General features: G+C 40.7%; 10 protein-coding genes and 1 other RNA gene. 8 read left to right on the top strand and 3 right to left on the bottom strand.

The window, feature by feature from the left end:
• Window positions 1-286: 286 nt before the first annotated feature.
• From KYH19_RS01100 to KYH19_RS01110, 3 genes are all read right to left on the bottom strand, one after another.
• Complete coding sequence (locus tag KYH19_RS01100; RefSeq protein WP_219077250.1) at window positions 287-1402, bottom strand: alpha/beta hydrolase-fold protein; 1116 nt, start codon at window positions 1400-1402, stop codon at window positions 287-289.
• A 399-nt stretch (window positions 1403-1801) separates the two neighbouring features.
• Complete coding sequence (locus KYH19_RS01105) at window positions 1802-2110, bottom strand: hypothetical protein (protein ID WP_219077251.1); 309 nt, start codon at window positions 2108-2110, stop codon at window positions 1802-1804.
• Window positions 2111-2208: 98 nt separating this feature from the next.
• Entirely contained in the window at window positions 2209-2799 is a 591-nt protein-coding gene (locus KYH19_RS01110; RefSeq protein WP_219077252.1) for a GIN domain-containing protein, read from the bottom strand.
• 499 nt (window positions 2800-3298) lie between these two features.
• Between KYH19_RS01110 and KYH19_RS01115 the strand changes: the two genes are divergently transcribed.
• The 8 genes from KYH19_RS01115 to KYH19_RS01150 all read left to right on the top strand — a co-directional run bounded on the left by KYH19_RS01115 (window position 3299) and on the right by KYH19_RS01150 (window position 16070).
• Window positions 3299-3994 carry a hypothetical protein gene (locus KYH19_RS01115; RefSeq protein ID WP_193419627.1) on the top strand — a complete coding sequence of 232 codons (696 nt, stop codon included), beginning with the start codon at window positions 3299-3301 and terminating at the stop codon, window positions 3992-3994.
• Window positions 3995-4130: 136 nt separating this feature from the next.
• Window positions 4131-4496: a transfer-messenger RNA gene (ssrA, locus tag KYH19_RS01120) on the top strand.
• A gap of 233 nt (window positions 4497-4729) precedes the next feature.
• Window positions 4730-5311: a Crp/Fnr family transcriptional regulator gene (locus tag KYH19_RS01125; RefSeq protein WP_121282170.1), complete on the top strand. Its 582-nt coding sequence runs from the start codon at window positions 4730-4732 to the stop codon at window positions 5309-5311.
• 75 nt (window positions 5312-5386) lie between these two features.
• Window positions 5387-6277, top strand: coding sequence for an SDR family oxidoreductase (locus KYH19_RS01130; protein WP_132400257.1), 891 nt, complete (start codon window positions 5387-5389; stop codon window positions 6275-6277).
• A 508-nt stretch (window positions 6278-6785) separates the two neighbouring features.
• Window positions 6786-6923 carry a hypothetical protein gene (locus tag KYH19_RS01135; protein ID WP_219077253.1) on the top strand — a complete coding sequence of 46 codons (138 nt, stop codon included), beginning with the start codon at window positions 6786-6788 and terminating at the stop codon, window positions 6921-6923.
• Between the two features lie 424 nt (window positions 6924-7347).
• A complete protein-coding gene (katG, locus tag KYH19_RS01140) occupies window positions 7348-9624 on the top strand; it encodes a catalase/peroxidase HPI (protein WP_219077254.1) in 2277 nt (758 codons plus the stop codon).
• A gap of 1664 nt (window positions 9625-11288) precedes the next feature.
• Window positions 11289-14489, top strand: coding sequence for a TonB-dependent receptor (locus KYH19_RS01145; protein WP_219077255.1), 3201 nt, complete (start codon window positions 11289-11291; stop codon window positions 14487-14489).
• Between the two features lie 24 nt (window positions 14490-14513).
• Window positions 14514-16070 carry a RagB/SusD family nutrient uptake outer membrane protein gene (locus tag KYH19_RS01150; protein ID WP_219077256.1) on the top strand — a complete coding sequence of 519 codons (1557 nt, stop codon included), beginning with the start codon at window positions 14514-14516 and terminating at the stop codon, window positions 16068-16070.
• Window positions 16071-16716: the final 646 nt, after the last annotated feature.

Raw genomic sequence — 16716 nt, forward strand, 5'->3', positions numbered from 1 at the left:
CCATTTCTTTACCATTGATGGACTCCAATAGAATGATCGTCATCTCGACTGTAGCGCAGCGAAATGGAGAGATCTTTGTACTGGAATTGCAATAAATCTTTTAACATAGTTCAAAGATTTCTCCACTGCGGTCGAAATGACGCCCCTTGTATATCTGCCATAAGTCGTCATTGCGAGGAGGAACGACGAAGCAATCTATCATGCTAGTAATTCTTGCTATAAAAATTGCTTCCCCGAAAATCGGGGAAGGCTATCGTCTGAAAAAGTCTTCTCGCAACCGAGTAATCTATTTAAACAACAGCGGAGCAAGTTCACGCAGGCTCCGGCGCCAGGTCTGAAATTCATGGCCGGTATTTTCCGAAACATAAGAAACTGCATTATACCCCGCTTCTTTTAATGCCACAACAGCGCTTTTTACGCCTTCAGGACGTTCTTTGCTGCCACAGCTAATAAAAATTAATCGCGGTTTCGCTTTGTCTTTCAGTTCGGAAGGGTTGTATGTTCCGCCACTAAGCAGCGCATAATAGCCAAAAAGTTCCGGTTTGTTTAGTGTAATGGTATGCGTCTCCATGCCGCCCATCGATAGTCCTGCCATGGCGCGACCGTTTGCGGTGGTTATAGTTGAAAAGTTTGCGTCCATATAGGGAATAAGCTCTTCGGTTAATAAGGTTTGAAAACCATCAATCTTAAAGTCTTTCATGCGTCCCCATTTGGTTTCATTGGTCATGCCGTAGGTCATCACGATGATAAATGGCTTGGTTTTCCCTTCTGCAATCAGGTTGTCCATAATCAGGTTCGCACGTCCCTGATTACTCCAGGCGGTTTCATCTTCGCCCCATCCATGCTGTAAATACAGCACCGGAAAACGTCGTTTATCTTTGCCGTAGCCTGGAGGCGTGTAAACGTATGCCCTGCGCGATGAATTTGTACTCTTTGAAGGAAAAAGGATTTGCTGCACATTTCCATGGGCTACATCTTTATTTGCGTAGAACTCTTCATCCTTCGCAGGAATTTCAATTCCACTTTCCCATCGCGATGAGCCAAAATAGTTCATTGCGCCGGGGTCATTAAATACTCCGCCATCTATGGTCAGATGATAATAGTGGAAACCCTCATCCATTGCACATGCAGTGGTACCGGTAAAAAATCCGTCATCATTTTTGGTGAGCCTGGTTCCTCCCTGCCCCCCAAGACCAAGGCTTACCCTGATACTGTCTGATTGAGGCGCTTTGATGCGGAATCGGGCATAGCCCTGTGAATTGACCTGCGGGAATTGCTGGCCGGGTTGGTTCGTTACAGCAGGTTTAAAATCTTCTTTAATTGCCTCCGGGTTGTTTTGAGCCTGGCACATTCCATAGCTCAGGCTTGCTCCTAAAGCGATTATAATAAATTTGAATTTCATAATATTTGGTTATTTAAGTTGTTTCAGACCCGCTGCCTTCGATATTCAGAATTAAAACAGTTTCCTAAAGATAATTGATGTAATCCTAAAGGGTTGCTTAAATTGTTTAGTTTCCTAGCAGAAATGTTTAACAGCATCAACTACCAGGATCTTAATTTTGATTGGGATACGGTTTTGTGTTGAAAATTAAGGGGTTAAGTAATTTTTAGCATATAAGTCAGTGTGTAACCTTGATGATACGTTTAATCAATGTAGTGCCTTTCATTGACGCGATCGTCATGCTGATCAGATAGTTATCTGATTTATTTTAAAGAAGGTACTAGTTTTCTATTGTATTGCGGCTACTATTTAGTCAGCATCTTTCTCCTCTTTATCATCCTGGACTTAGCGAACCAGGATCTAAGACCTGTTATACAGATAATCAGGAATTGTTCGGATGATATTTTGCTTAACCTGGTAATGTTTTCCGCCAAACGGAAAATGAGCTTCCAAATGGTCGGCAATTAAGTGAAGCACACCTTCCTCAAGGCCTGCAGGGTTCTGGCATAGGTGGAGCAGGTAATGGCTGTCAGGCTGAAAAGCCGCAACAAATTCACCATTTTTAAAAACCCTGAGCTTGCACGTTTCCCCGTTGTGATGGGCATATTCTTCAACTTCAAAATCCTGGGGCTGACCATCCATTTCGACTGTCAATTTATATTTTTCCATTTGCTTATAACCCTTTTATTGTTCCGAATGTTTTGCATTGGTGGCAAACAAAAAGGCGGCCTGTAAACAGACCGCCTGAACCAAAATATAATTCTTTTTTATTTGCTAAGCGAGGCTAATGCATTTTCAGTGTTTAGGCTGGTTTTTGTATTGGCTGCAACAAATTTATCCATAACCAGCTTTTGTCCTTTGCCCATTACCAGCATGTGATCGCCGGTTGAACCGCTTAAGGTTAAATCAGCATGGTCTTCAATCACCGTATATAATCCTTCAGTTTGTGAGTTTAAATCCAGTGATGCATTTCCGCTTAGAAAAACCTGAAGGTATTGTGTATTAATTTTACCCTGTGTTTTTACTTTAGCATTGTCCATGGCATGGATGCGGTAAATGTCATTTACATAAATGGTAAGTTTCGCGGTGCTGTTATCCAAAGAGGTAATCTCTAAGCCATCTCCGTTTTGCATAACCTTAACTTTGCCGGTATTTTCATCTGCATAGCTAATGCCGGTACGTTTTCCCTGTATAATGGTCAGCTCTACATTTCCTTTTACTTTGATGCGTTTGAAGCTCAATGCTTTTGAAGCGTGAACAGGTTTGATGGTTTCAGTTGCGTTAGCAGCTAATGCTGCTGAAGTAGATAATACCAATGCTAAAGATGATGCGAATAATGTTTTGAATAAAGTTTTCATATGCTTTGAGTTTTATTTTTATACTGTTTTTATTGTTGTTTTGATATTAAGACGTGCAAGCACCGGAAACGTTTCAGCACAAATCGCAGCATTATACCAGCCTGGGAAGCTAATCGACCAACGCCTGAAATTTAAAGACAAAAAGAGGGTGGTCGCTATGCATTTTCAAGATTGACCTATGTGTGGTGTCGGCTGAATGCCTGCTTTTTTCCAATGATTAAAAGCTGTTTAATGCGTCTGTCCTAAATAAGGAGCAGGGAAATTGCTTTTAAAACATGTGCAAATTAATTAGCCAAGGAAGCACAGAAATCACGGAGGAGATTAAAGTTTTTCCGTGTTTTTCGTGCTTCCGTGGCAAACATAATGCTTAGGCATGCGCAGAAAGAGGCAGAATTATCAGAGAAAAGTTAAAAGCGATTTCCCTGCAATAAGGAGTAATTCACATATATATTTAGTCAGAATAGCTTACCTTCGCAGCCTAAATTAAAACAGCCTTATTATGCAGTATCTCGTTAACAGTATCATTCCTGATATTAATGTCAATGAAACAAGAACCATTTTTGAAGGTTCTGAATTCTCGTTAAAACAATATGGAGGTGATGATTTCGTCACTTTTATGGATATTTTTTTTAATAATTACTCGAGAATACATAAACCTATTGGCACTTTAACGCATGATCTTAAATTTGAAGAAGAGCAGGACGAAAATTATTTATTGCAACCTAATGCAGTTTGCCTTGTTATTGAACGAAATGGAGAACCGGTATTTACCCAAATGGTAGCAAAGAGAGATTCCCGGCCTATTCATACCGACAAACTTTTCGGTCTTGATTACGAACGTTTCTACAATAATGAGATATCAACTGGCAATACTCTTTATTTTTTTGGTAAAGGTTCTATTAATTTAAGCTTATTTTCAGATGAAGAAAGAAAGACAATAATTTCGGAACTACAAACCGTACTTTATTATCTCATTTTCTTTATCGCCAGAAAAGACAATTGCAAAAATGTATATAGTTATATTAATCGTCTGATGGCCCGGTCAATGCAAAAGCAAAATATCAGTTACCAGAAAATAACTCCTTACACTATTCTTCGTGGAATTGATTATGTTGGTGTTAGTTATACCGGCCCAGACCTTGATTCGCTCATGGATAACTGCGATTTTGAAATGCTTGTTCAGAAATATTTCTAACGAACATTTAGTTTAGTGGCGTATTGTTTCCGGGAACTTAAAAAAGATCAGTGTATAAAAATTGGGTGAATCGTCCTCTTTTACTCAGTTTTTTGTATATTTGTGGCCTGGTATTTTTTTACCAGGAACTTTCTCTGGGGCCGTTCTTGGATTTGACGGGGTGGCGAAAGTTATGTTAGCATGCAGTGCGTTGTTCGGAGAGCACTTAAAGTGAACGATCACATTTTAGTTGGCGAAAATACTTACGCCTTAGCTGCTTAGTTTAGAACTAACTAGCTTTTGTCCCTCTAACTGCTGCATTGTTGGGTTAGAATCCGGGGCATCGAAACAACAAAGCTGGCTTTAAGGAGATACGACTTAAAGTGAGATCAAGTATCTAAGGATTTAAATAAGGTCGGTTTTCAGCCCGTTTATTTCCCGAAAATCAATTGAAAAATAAGCATGTAGAAGGTATAATTTATCTCACAACTGGACAAGGGTTCGACTCCCTTCGGCTCCACAAAATTTCGGTATTACTGAAGAAAACCCAGCTATTTTATAGGTGGGTTTTCTTTGTAGAAGCATTTCGTTGATTCTACGAAATTTAAGAATAAATTTGGCCTATCTTGATGCTATATAACTATAAGATAAGTTAATTGAATCGTCATCTATTGGAACATTCAATCTGATCGTTGAGTAATAAAGATTATATTTGAATATCTCAATCGGAATTTTCATAGTCAAAATATATTGCGAATGTTTGAAGTTTTGTTTTCACATCTTTTGGAAAAAATTTTACTAACCGAAGAGGAAAAGGAAATTATCAAAATATTTTTTATCCCTAAAAAACTAAGAAAAAGGCAATACCTGCTTCAGGCAGGAGACGTTTGCAAATACTTATGCTTTGTAGGAAAAGGGTTGCTACGGTCGTATAATGTAGATGACAAAGGCGAAGAACATATGAATATGTTTGCTTGGGAAGGTTGGTGGACTTCGGACATGTACAGTTTTTTTACAGGTGAAAAGGCTATTATTAATATCGATGCGTTAGAAGATACTGAACTTTTAATGATCACACAGCAGGCTTTTGAAGAGATGACCTTGAAAGTTCCCAAGATGGATCGGTACTTTCGTATTCTTTTTCAAAATAGCCTTTTTACTAAAGAGCGCAGACTAATTAGTTCCAACACACATACCGCGGAAGAAAAATACATCAATCTTGTAGAAAGCAACCCGGCACTGGTTAAAAGGGTACCTCAAAACCTCATCGCTTCTTACCTCGGCCTTGCGCCTGAAACTCTTAGCCGCATCAAGAAAAATATTGCACAGCGTAAGTAGTGGCTTAACCTGGATCAAGTGTATTTTCTGATTTAGATCAAGTGCGGTAAGTTTGGTAACTGGTAATTTTGTACTATGTCAAATACAAAAGTTCCCAAAATACTAATCACCGGAGCGACCGGGCAGGTCGGCAGTAAGACTATAGATTTCCTGTTATCCAATACCGATATAGAAATTGTCGCGGCAGTGCGCTCACCTGAAAAAGCCGCTCCTTTTACTGAAAAAGGAATAGCAACCGTGATACTTGATTTCGATGATGAAAGCACACACTTACCGGCTTTAAAAGGCATTGATCGCATACTAATTGTTACCGGATACACCGTTGATATGCTAAGACAAAGTAAAGCAATATTAGACGGCGCAAAAAGAGCAGGTGTTCAACACGTAGTTCACTTAGGTGCTTGTGGCCGTGACGATACTACCGTTGCCCATTGGGCCTGGCATCAATTGATCGAAAGATATATTGAATGGGCTGGATTCTCTTATACCCATTTACGCCCAGAAACTTTCATGCAAAACATATTAAGTTACGGCGGTAAGAAAGCAATCGAAAATGGTATAATACATGCGTATGTTGAAGGCGCCCGCCTGAGTTGGGTGGATGTTGAAGATGTTGCACAGGTAGCCGCTGTAGCTTTATCACACCCAGAAATCCACGCAGGTAAAATCTATCGTTTAGGCTATGATGCTGTAACATTTAATGAAATGGCCGTTTTAATGACCAGCATTGTTGGCAAACCATTTCGCTATGAGCCACTTTCTCCCGATGTGTTTTTACAAAATATGATAAACGCCGGTGCAGAAATGGCCTACATGGGTTGTGTATACGATCACTGGAAACGATATGCAGCAGGAACAATCCCTGGTGCAGACGACACCTTCGATAACCTTCCGGAGATTATCGGAAAGCAGCCTGTAAAGCTTGCTGATTTTATCAAAAAACATAAAGCAGAATTCGACTATTAACGGTGAACGATAAGAGTTACGATGCCCGACGATGAAGTTAACTCAATAGTATACTAAAACAATTATAAGTCTAAATCTGCTATTAAACGCAAATCAGACAGGAAATAGTTCGAGATTTGTAAAGGCCGAATTTGATTACCTCTTCTTTACCTATTGTTTACCCTTTCTTGCTACCAGGTTAACCCCAGGGTTACCCCTTGGTTACCCCGGCTTTACCCTTTGGTTACCTAAAAGGTAAAGCCAGGGGCTTGTTTGGCCGAAGGGATGCCCTGCTTCTTGTTATGCTGCCCTTAAGCTGGCTGCCACAAGTGGTCAGGCTCCTGCACTACGGGCCAGCTGTAATGGCCCATTTTAGCTCACTATTCTCGCAAATTGACTCAATTTAGCCCATTTAAGTCCAAAATAAGGTGATAATGCCGTCTGACCGCTAGATTTGGAGCATGGATTTAAACATACCGGTATAATAGAAATCCTTAGAACAAATATTTTTTACTTAAAAACGAAAATTATGGCGACGTATTCAAAAGGTGCAAATGGCGCATTCTCGGGTAAAGTAGGCAGTGTAATTGGCAGATCCTGCATCAGCAAGCGCAAAACGGGTGTCAGCTTCAGCAACAAAAGCACAGCCTGGAAAACACAAAGTTAAAAACGAAGGTACAGCACATTGATAAAAACATGAAGCCGCGTTTAGCCGTGATGTGGATAGGACTGATAGTGTACTTAGCCTGACTTACTGGCTAATGAGAAAATGGCGCTTCGCCTGAAAATTAAGATGCTCCCCCTTAAAACCATTTTATGGGAGCATTTATATAGCGCGTTCAATAAGGCAGCGCTAAATTGAATGTTTTACGAAACTGAATGAGATTTATTTTAAGCAACGATTAACGTAAAGTTAAATTTTATTGATTTAAGCCCCGGCATTCCTTCTAAATTGCTGATATGCTATAGTAATAGATGTTAACTATTCCGTTATAGAATTAAATGATTGTGATTAGTTCTTTCAATTCTCTAAATTTATATCATCTGGTTAAGTTTTAACAATGGGCCGGATTTTACTAACAAATAGATACATGGAAAAAGAATCGAACGATATCAGCAAATGTCCGTTTCATAACGGCAGCATGAAGAGTAATGTAGGTGGTGGTGGTACCAGAAATGGCGACTGGTGGCCGAAGCAGTTAAAGTTGAGTATTTTGCGTCAGCATTCTAACTTATCCAACCCAATGGATGGCGAATTTAATTATGCTGAGGCTTTTAAAAGTTTAGACCTGGCCGCATTAAAAGCAGATCTTTATGCACTGATGACCGATTCGCAGGATTGGTGGCCGGCAGATTTTGGTCATTACGGAGGTTTATTTATCCGCATGGCCTGGCACAGTGCCGGAACCTACCGGGTAGGCGATGGCCGTGGTGGCGCTGGTGCCGGATTACAACGTTTTGCGCCGCTGAACAGCTGGCCAGACAATGTGAGCCTCGATAAAGCGCGTAGATTACTTTGGCCGATTAAACAAAAATATGGCCGCAAAATTTCCTGGGCAGATTTAATGATTTTGACTGGTAATATTGCTTTAGAATCGATGGGTTTTAAAACCTTTGGTTTTGCCGGTGGCCGTGAGGATGTTTGGGAAGCTGACGAATCGGTATATTGGGGTTCGGAAACCACCTGGCTGGGTGGCGATCTTCGTTATGGACATGGTTCTGATGGTGCAGATAAAGCACATGGCGTGGTGGTTACAGACGATGATGCCGATGGCGACGTACACTCCCGTAATTTAGAAAAACCACTTGCAGCTGTGCAGATGGGATTAATATATGTAAACCCTGAAGGACCGGATGGAAATCCTGACCCGATTCTTGCCGCTAAAGATATCCGCGATACTTTTGGCCGCATGGCGATGGATGATGAAGAAACGGTGGCCTTAATTGCAGGTGGACATACTTTTGGCAAAACCCATGGTGCTGCTTCAGCAGATCATGTAGGCAAAGAGCCTGAAGCCGCTGGTATAGAAAGCCAGGGTTTGGGGTGGAATAACAGTTATGCCTCTGGCAAAGGTGCTGATGCCATTACGAGCGGATTAGAAGTAATCTGGACCACCACGCCAACGCAATGGAGCAATAATTTTTTCGAAAACCTGTTTGGATTTGAATGGGAGTTAACGAAAAGCCCTGCCGGTGCGCACCAGTGGAAAGCTGTAAATGCTGAAGCGATTATTCCTGATGCATTTGACGGATCGAAAAAACACCTGCCAACGATGCTGACCACCGATCTTTCTTTAAGATTCGACCCTGCTTACGAAAAAATATCAAGACGGTTTTTAGAAAACCCTGATCAGTTTGCTGATGCCTTTGCAAGGGCATGGTTTAAGTTAACCCACCGCGATATGGGGCCTGTTGCGCGTTACCTTGGTCCGGACGTGCCACAGGAAGAATTGCTTTGGCAGGATCCGATACCTGCTGTTGATCATGTATTAATTAACGAAAGTGATGTTGCCTCATTAAAGGCAAAAGTACTGGCTTCAGGGTTGAGTGTGGCCGAACTGGTTTCTACTGCCTGGGCTTCGGCTTCTACTTTCCGAGGTTCTGATAAACGTGGTGGCGCTAATGGTGCGAGGATCCGTTTGGCACCACAAAAAGATTGGGCTGTTAATAATCCTCCGCAATTGCAAAAAGTATTGGGCGTATTGGCGGGTATTCAAAATGAATTTAATGCAGCACAAATGGAGGGTAAAAAAGTTTCTTTAGCTGATTTAATTGTACTGGCAGGTACTGCTGCTGTAGAAAAAGCGGCCGCCGATGCCGGACATGCTGTTCCTATTCCTTTTACGCCAGGTCGTATGGATGCATCGCAAGCACAAACCGACGTGGAATCTTTTGGTTATTTAGAGCCAGCGGCAGACGGTTTCCGTAACTACCGTAAATCTAAATCACCGGTTGCTACAGAAGAATTCCTGATTGATAAAGCCCAGTTGCTTACTTTAACAGCGCCAGAATTAACGGTATTGATAGGTGGTTTGCGTGTACTGGATATCAATTTCGACGGTTCTAAAAATGGCGTATTGACTACAAAACCAGGTCAGCTTAGCAACGATTTCTTTGTGAATTTATTGGATATGGAAACCGCCTGGAAAGCCGTTGCAGAAGATAAAGAACTTTACATCGGCAGCAGCCGTTCTACCGGTCAGCCAAAATGGACGGCAACCCGCGCTGATCTGGTATTCGGTTCTAATGCAGAATTAAGGGCAATAGCAGAGGTGTATGCAAGTTCAGATGCACAAGGTAAATTTGTAAAAGATTTTGTGGCCACCTGGAATAAAGTAATGAATTTAGATCGTTTTGATTTAAATTAAACCTTAACTGCATCACAGGTTTATAAAGAGGCTGTATTATAGAGTGTAATTCAATTGATTTGTCACGTTGAGCCTGTCGAAACGTCTTTTAAGATGTTTCGACAGGTCCTTTATGGAGTTACAGACAAGTTACCATTTGGAAGACTCCAATAGAAAAATCGTCATTGCGAGGAACGAAGATAACCGAACGAAGCGAGCTCATGAATGCCGTTAAAAACATATGCAAAAATGAATAATCTTAAGGCGAACGCTAGTAGCGATCGTTGTAAGATTGCTTCGTCGGCTGAAAAAGCCTTCTCGCAATGATGTTTATGTAAACAACTGATATTTAGTGTTATTTTTTTGACCATATAAGACATTTAAGAACCATATAAGCTTACATGTCCTTATGTGGTGTGAAAGCCTAAAGATTATTTAATGAATTAGATGTTCTTAGGTGTCTAAGGTGGTTAATTAACCTGCATAGTCTTTAATTTTTACGACTACCTTAGACATCTTAGCTCAATGAGTTTTGCAGGATGCAAAATCTTAAACATAATACGTTAGAAAGCGCATATAGGACGTCATTTCTATATTTTTCAGGCAACAGACCTGATGGTTACTCGCAATGACGATTCTTGTAGCCTAAAGGTTTATAAAGGGGCTGTATTATAGAGTGTAATTCAATCAATTTGTCTCGTTGAGCCTGTCGATGAATCGGAACAAGGTCGTCGAAATGCCTTTTAAGGCATTTAAAATAGGTCCTTGGACAAGGTAACATTGATATGCTCCAATAAAATGGTCGTCATCTCGACTGTAGCGCAGCGAAATGGAGAGATCTATTAAGTTAGATTTAGCTTCGCTGAGCACTTCGTGGTTCTCGACTGCGTTGCACTCCGCTCGAAATGACGGTAACTCGAGGAGATTTTTACGCGTGGGTTAATTGCTGTCTTTTAAGAAATAAAAAAATCTTTTAAGATTTTTTTATTTCTTAAAACAATTCTCAAACTTATTTGTCTTTTAATTTCATTAGTTTGTTTGGTTTAGTTTTATTGGTGGATGCGAATAAAACAAAATAATTAGCCTCATAGAAATATGGGGCTTTCTCATTTATATACGGCAATACTCCATACACCTATATGGGTAAAAGTAATACTGATGAATGTTGCCGAGAAATCTGATTTCCTTCCTTTATAAAAAGAATAAATTTTTTCATCAGTTATTAAAAATAACGCTTAACTAGGTGATATATAATGAATTTAGGTTGCGACATTTTCTATTTTCATTAAATTTTTAATCAAAAATTTAATTGCCTGTAAAAGTAATCATACTGTATTCGGATTGATACGGAAATGTAATACTAGCGATCAAAATAATATTCTTGATTTTGTCATAAAATAATTAATATTGAATTGATAAATCGATTTATCAATAACCAAATATGACGATGAGCTTAAGAATATTTACGCGCTGTGGTGCAGTACATGTCTGTGTAATTTATTTGTGTGTAGTTTTAACCCGTTTAAAACATGATTTTCCATCACATAAAATTGCTTTTAACTCAAAGCCTTCTGATTAAAAATGATGATTGCCGTCAATTGTTTTTTTGATAACGGATAAAACGTTTTATCTGCTGGCAGTTTAAGCGATATATTATTAACTAACCATTTACTAAACCTAAACCAATGAAAATTAATCTACTAAAGATTTCAGGGCTTTCTGTGCTTTTTTTGCTCAATAGTCCTGCTTTTTCGATGAATCCGGTTGCTGAAAAATCCGGGGGATTTTCTGAACTGAATGTACCTTTAGTACATATTCAGAACCGAAAAGTAATTACCGGAACCGTAACAGACGAAAAAAACCTGCCTATTCCCGGAGTGGGCATCAAAAACATTTCTTCAGGTAAAACTGCGGTAACTGACGAAGCTGGTAAATTCAGCATTGAGGCCAACCCGAACGATGTGATCCGTTTTTCTTATGTGGGTTACCAAAATAAAGATGTTACCATAGGGAACGAAGCGAATATCAGTGTTAAAATGCTGCCTGCCGAAGCCAATAAGTTAGATGAAGTGGTGGTAATTGGTTATGGATCGGTGAAAAAAACAGACCTTACCGGTTCTGTTGGTGTGGTAAAAGCCAGCGAACTGCAGGAACGTCCGTCTTCATCGCTAAACCAGGCACTCGCTGGCCGGATCTCGGGCGTACAGGTAAACACCAACTCGGGTAGACCCGGCGGTCAGACGAATATCAAAATTCGTGGCTTTAGTTCAATCAATACGAGCAACAATCCGCTTTATGTGGTAGATGGTGTGGCTTTGCCGGTGGGCTCGCAAACCCAAAACAGTAATGCTATTGATTACATTAACCCAAGTGATATTGCTTCTGTAGAGGTTTTAAAAGATGCATCTTCAACAGCAATATACGGTGCAAGAGGTGCAAATGGGGTAATTTTAATTACGACCAAAAAAGGAACAGCAAATACCCAGCGCATTACCTACGATGCAGATTTTGGCATCAATACATTGGCCGCACATCATGTAAAGATGCTTGATGCTTTTGAGTATGTTAAAGTGCAGGACCTGGCTTATGAGAATATTAAGGTTTACGATCCGGTAGGTTGGGCAGCAGGAAGTTACGCATCCACACCCGTTCCAAAAGCAGCCAGAATTGCCTTACCTCAGTTTTTCGATAGCAATGGAAATCCATTATATAACACCGATTGGTTAAAGGAATCTACACAGAATAAACTTTCGCAAAATCACCAGCTGGGTTTTACAGGTGGAAACGAAAATAGCACTTACGGTGTTTTTGCAGGCTATCGCGATGACGAGGGGCTTTTGCTGAATTCTTATTTAAAACGTTATTCGGGCAGGTTTAATTTCGACAGTAAAATTAAACCCTGGTTAAAGGTAGGTGGTAATTTGAGCTACAATAACCAGAATGAAAACATTGTTGATCAGGGCACAGGTGGATTAAATTCTGTCCGTATGATTACAGAAGCATTCCCTTTTCTGCCCATTAAACTGGCAGATGGCAAGTGGGGCGATAATAAACTGATTCCATGGGCCGAAGGGGGATCCAATCCGGTACACATTTTAACCGATCAGAAATACGGAATGGTTACCCAAACTGCTTTGGGAAGTATTTACTCTACCATTAGCTTTAGCAAAGATTTAGAATTCCGTACCCAGTTAGGTGCCAATATTGTGAGCCGTAACATTAACGAGTACAATGCCAAACAATTATACGGGATCTCTGATGGACAGAATGGAACGGCGAATGTAACCAATGATCGGGAAACCTTCTGGTCGCTGGAAAACTATTTAACCTATAACAAACGTTTTGCCGAATCGCATGCCATTAATGCCTTATTGGGGATCTCCTGGCAGGCTACCAACTTCTTTAGCAATACCAGCCATGCTGAGAATTTTGTAACCGATTTTTACGGAAACAATAACATGGGCTCCGGAAGTAAATCGATTACAGTGGGCTCCAGCCGGAACCGGTCGGCTTTTAACTCTTATTTTGGCAGGTTAAACTACGCCTTTAAAGATAAATACCTGGTTACTTTTACAGGCAGGGTAGATGGATCATCCAAATTCGGAGAGAACCATAAATTCGCCTTTTTCCCTTCAGCAGCACTGGCCTGGAAAGCCTCAGACGAGGAATTCCTTAAAGGAAACAAAACCATCTCTAACCTAAAACTAAGAACGAGTTATGGTTTAAGTGGTAACTCAGAGCTCCCGGCTTATCAGTCGCTCGCTACATTGGTTAATAATTCAGCTATTATTAATGATAGCAGGGTAACAGGTATCGGTGTAGGCAGGCTGGCCAATCCTGACCTGGTTTGGGAAAAAACAGCACAGGTTGATGCGGGTTTAGAGCTTGGCTTATTGAATAACCGCATCAATTTAGAGGCTGATCTTTATTACAGAAAAACAACCGACATGTTATTGGATGCGCCAGTTCCACGTACCACAGGGTACTCGGTGATCAGAAAAAATGTAGGGTCTATGCAAAACAAAGGTTTAGATTTAGGGATTAATACGGTAAACGTACAAACCGACAATTTTACCTGGAAAACCAGTTTCAATATCTCCCTTAACCGCAACAAGGTACTTTCGTTGGCTACTCCTGATGATATTTTTGGTGTGGGTAACCCAAATTTCACCAATCAAACTGGTATTATCAGGGTAGGTGAGCCTGTGGGTTCATTCTGGGGGCTGGTACGTTTAGGCACCTGGAGCGAAGCCGAAAGGGCAGAAGCAGCCAAATATGTAAGTTACCGTGGTGGTAAAACCTTGCTTCCGGGCGATATTAAATATTTGGATGTAAACGGCGATCATGCCATTACAGATGCCGACCGCCAGATTATCGGTAACGGAACACCGAAAGGCTGGGGATCCTTTGGTAACTCCTTCCGCTATAAAAACTTAGAGCTGATTGTAGAACTTCAATACTCTTATGGCAATGATGTGCTGAATATGACCCATCACTCAGGTGAAGACAGACAGGTGCAGGCCAATAGTTTCGCCAGCGTATTAAATGCCTGGACTCCACAGAATCAAAATACACCGATTGCCGCAATCAGGGATCAATCTGCCGGGTATGTAACCAATGTAGATACCCACTGGTTAGAAGACGGTTCTTTTATCCGTGGAAAAAACCTTTTGCTGGGTTATACTTTTGATAAGACACTTGTCGAAAAATTACGCTTAAACAGGCTTCGTGTTTATGCATCTGTTCAAAATTTCTTCCTGGCAACTAAGTATACCGGTAACGACCCTGAGGTAACTACTTATGGAAATGCATTTGCACAAGGCCAAACATTTTTCGATTATCCAAAGCCAACTACTTTCATGGTAGGATTAAACATTGGATTATAACATTAACTAAAGAAAGGATATCACATGAAAATAAACATAAAAAATATCGCTGCTTTGTTGTTGCTCAGCGTCGCTATAATCGGGAACCCAGGCTGTAAGAAGTTTTTAGATGAAACAGATCCCACTAATCTTTCTCCCGATAATTTTTACACTTTACCAGAACATGCCGAAGCAGGTATTGCTGCTGTTTATGCAGAGATCAGGTTTATTGGAAACGGGGCTGGTATTTATTCCAACAACTGGCAGATGCTGGATGCGCCAACCGGGATACAATCTACCGAAACCGCACAAAACTCCGATCTGAACAATTTATATTCACTCATTTATGATGGCACAAACCTGCATGTTAACCAGAACTGGAATGGATTTTATAAAGTAATTGCACAAGCCAACCTGGTGTTAGATAAAGTTCCGGGCATTAACCCGATGGACAATGCGCAGAAAAAAAGGATTTTGGGAGAGGCTGCTTTCATCAGGGCCTGGGCCTATTTTTACCTGGTACGTTTATGGGGCGATGTGCCTTTAATCACTAAACCGATTACCAGCCCTAACGATCCTAATTTTTCTCCTTCACGTACACCACAAGAACAGGTTTACAAACTCATTGTTGACGATCTGGTGGCTGCAGAAGCGGCCGGTTTGCCTTTTATGGATGCCAGTGGACGGGTTTCTACAGCAGCAATTAAATCTGAACTGGCAAAGGTATATTTAACCATGGCCGGGCAACCCCTTAACAAAGGAGCAGCTTATTATAAATTAGCTGCAGATAAAGCTAAAGAGGTAATCGATTATTCAACCGGTAATCCGGCATCACTTGGTTTGTTTTCTGATTATGGAGCCATGCACGATGCAAAGAATGACAATAAAGTGGAGCATTTATTCGGGATCCAGTACAATGATGCTGCCGGAGCCGGTAACCCTTTGCAGTCATCTTATTTACCTTTGCACCAGCCATTGGTTTCTAAAATTGACGGGATTGGAACGGCTATTCCAACGGCCAGTTTTTATGGCTCGTATGAGGCAGGAGATTTAAGGGCTAAGAACAGAGAAGGTTATTTCTTTACCGACTATTATACCGATGGATTTAAAATGCCGCTGGTTAACCGTGGTAAACCTTATATTTTTAAACACTTTGATCTGATTGCGAATGGAACGTTAGGCGTGGAGGGAACCAGCAGGAGCGATCTGAACATTCCACAGATTCGTTATGCCGAAACCCTATTAATTTATGCTGAAGCACAAAACAGAGCAGATGGTAGTCCGAATGTTGCTGCCTATGCTGCGGTAAATACCGTGCGGAAAAGAGCGCAATTGGCTGATCTTGCAGGTTTAAATCAGACACAGTTTGAAGAAGCCGTTTGGAGAGAGCGCTGGCATGAACTGTGTTACGAGGGCATTACCTGGTTTGATATGGTGCGGTTACGTAAAGTGTACAATGAAAGCACCAATGGGTTCGATAATTTTGTTGGCCATATTAATAAAAGTGTAAACCAGCCTTTGCAAACCAAACATTTATTGTTCCCGATTCCTACTCCTGAAATCAAAAACAATCCTAACCTGACCCCAAACCCAGGTTATTAAACAATAGTATTTTATTATTCCTCATGGTTGGTGTCACACCGACCATGAGGAATGTTTTAACAAAAAGCGGGTGTCTGATATTTCGGATACCCGCTTTTTCATTGTGGACACCCTGATCTGTAGCGCAGTGAGGCCACGAACTAAACCGGATTTTAAGCGAGAGAGGCCGTCATCCGATAGCTATTGGATCGAACGTAGTGGAATGGAGAAATATTTGAACTGTTTTAAAAGATCTCTCCACTGCGGTCGAGATGACGATATTTCGAGGCCGTTTATCGCCTTAAAATCTCCTTTCCTTCATATTGATTTTTGTGAAATAAATTAATCCTGCCATTTTTTCTAATGGTTGGTGTCACACCGACCATAAATAATATTTTCACAAAAAACGGGTGTTTGATATTTGGATACCCGTTTTTAAATAGGTGAGTAGAATATTAATCAAAGTCTTCATCTGCTGAATGAAGCGTAGTGAAATGGAGATCTAAATAATCAATAATTACCACCCCTAATCGGGGGTATAAATGGATTTTAAGGCGATTCGTAAATTGCGTTTAAAAAAATAACGTACGAAAGGGCTTTTTTAATTTATTAGGCTTATTTTTGCGGCAAATTATTGAACCACACAGGCGATGGATAAATCCCTGTG

The organism is Pedobacter sp. D749 (assembly GCF_019317285.1).
Taxonomy (GTDB): Bacteria; Bacteroidota; Bacteroidia; order Sphingobacteriales; family Sphingobacteriaceae; genus Pedobacter.

Bases quoted from the DNA above. Each gene is read 5' to 3' on its own strand.
- KYH19_RS01135 (WP_219077253.1), top strand. From the start codon at position 6,786: ATGGCGACGTATTCAAAAGGTGCAAATGGCGCATTCTCGGGTAAAGTA.
- KYH19_RS01110 (WP_219077252.1), bottom strand. From the start codon at position 2,799: ATGAAAACTTTATTCAAAACATTATTCGCATCATCTTTAGCATTGGTA.
- KYH19_RS01125 (WP_121282170.1), top strand. From the start codon at position 4,730: ATGTTTGAAGTTTTGTTTTCACATCTTTTGGAAAAAATTTTACTAACC.
- KYH19_RS01105 (WP_219077251.1), bottom strand. From the start codon at position 2,110: ATGGAAAAATATAAATTGACAGTCGAAATGGATGGTCAGCCCCAGGAT.
- KYH19_RS01150 (WP_219077256.1), top strand. From the start codon at position 14,514: ATGAAAATAAACATAAAAAATATCGCTGCTTTGTTGTTGCTCAGCGTC.
- KYH19_RS01115 (WP_193419627.1), top strand. From the start codon at position 3,299: ATGCAGTATCTCGTTAACAGTATCATTCCTGATATTAATGTCAATGAA.
- KYH19_RS01130 (WP_132400257.1), top strand. From the start codon at position 5,387: ATGTCAAATACAAAAGTTCCCAAAATACTAATCACCGGAGCGACCGGG.
- KYH19_RS01145 (WP_219077255.1), top strand. From the start codon at position 11,289: ATGAAAATTAATCTACTAAAGATTTCAGGGCTTTCTGTGCTTTTTTTG.
- KYH19_RS01100 (WP_219077250.1), bottom strand. From the start codon at position 1,402: ATGAAATTCAAATTTATTATAATCGCTTTAGGAGCAAGCCTGAGCTAT.
- katG (WP_219077254.1), top strand. From the start codon at position 7,348: ATGGAAAAAGAATCGAACGATATCAGCAAATGTCCGTTTCATAACGGC.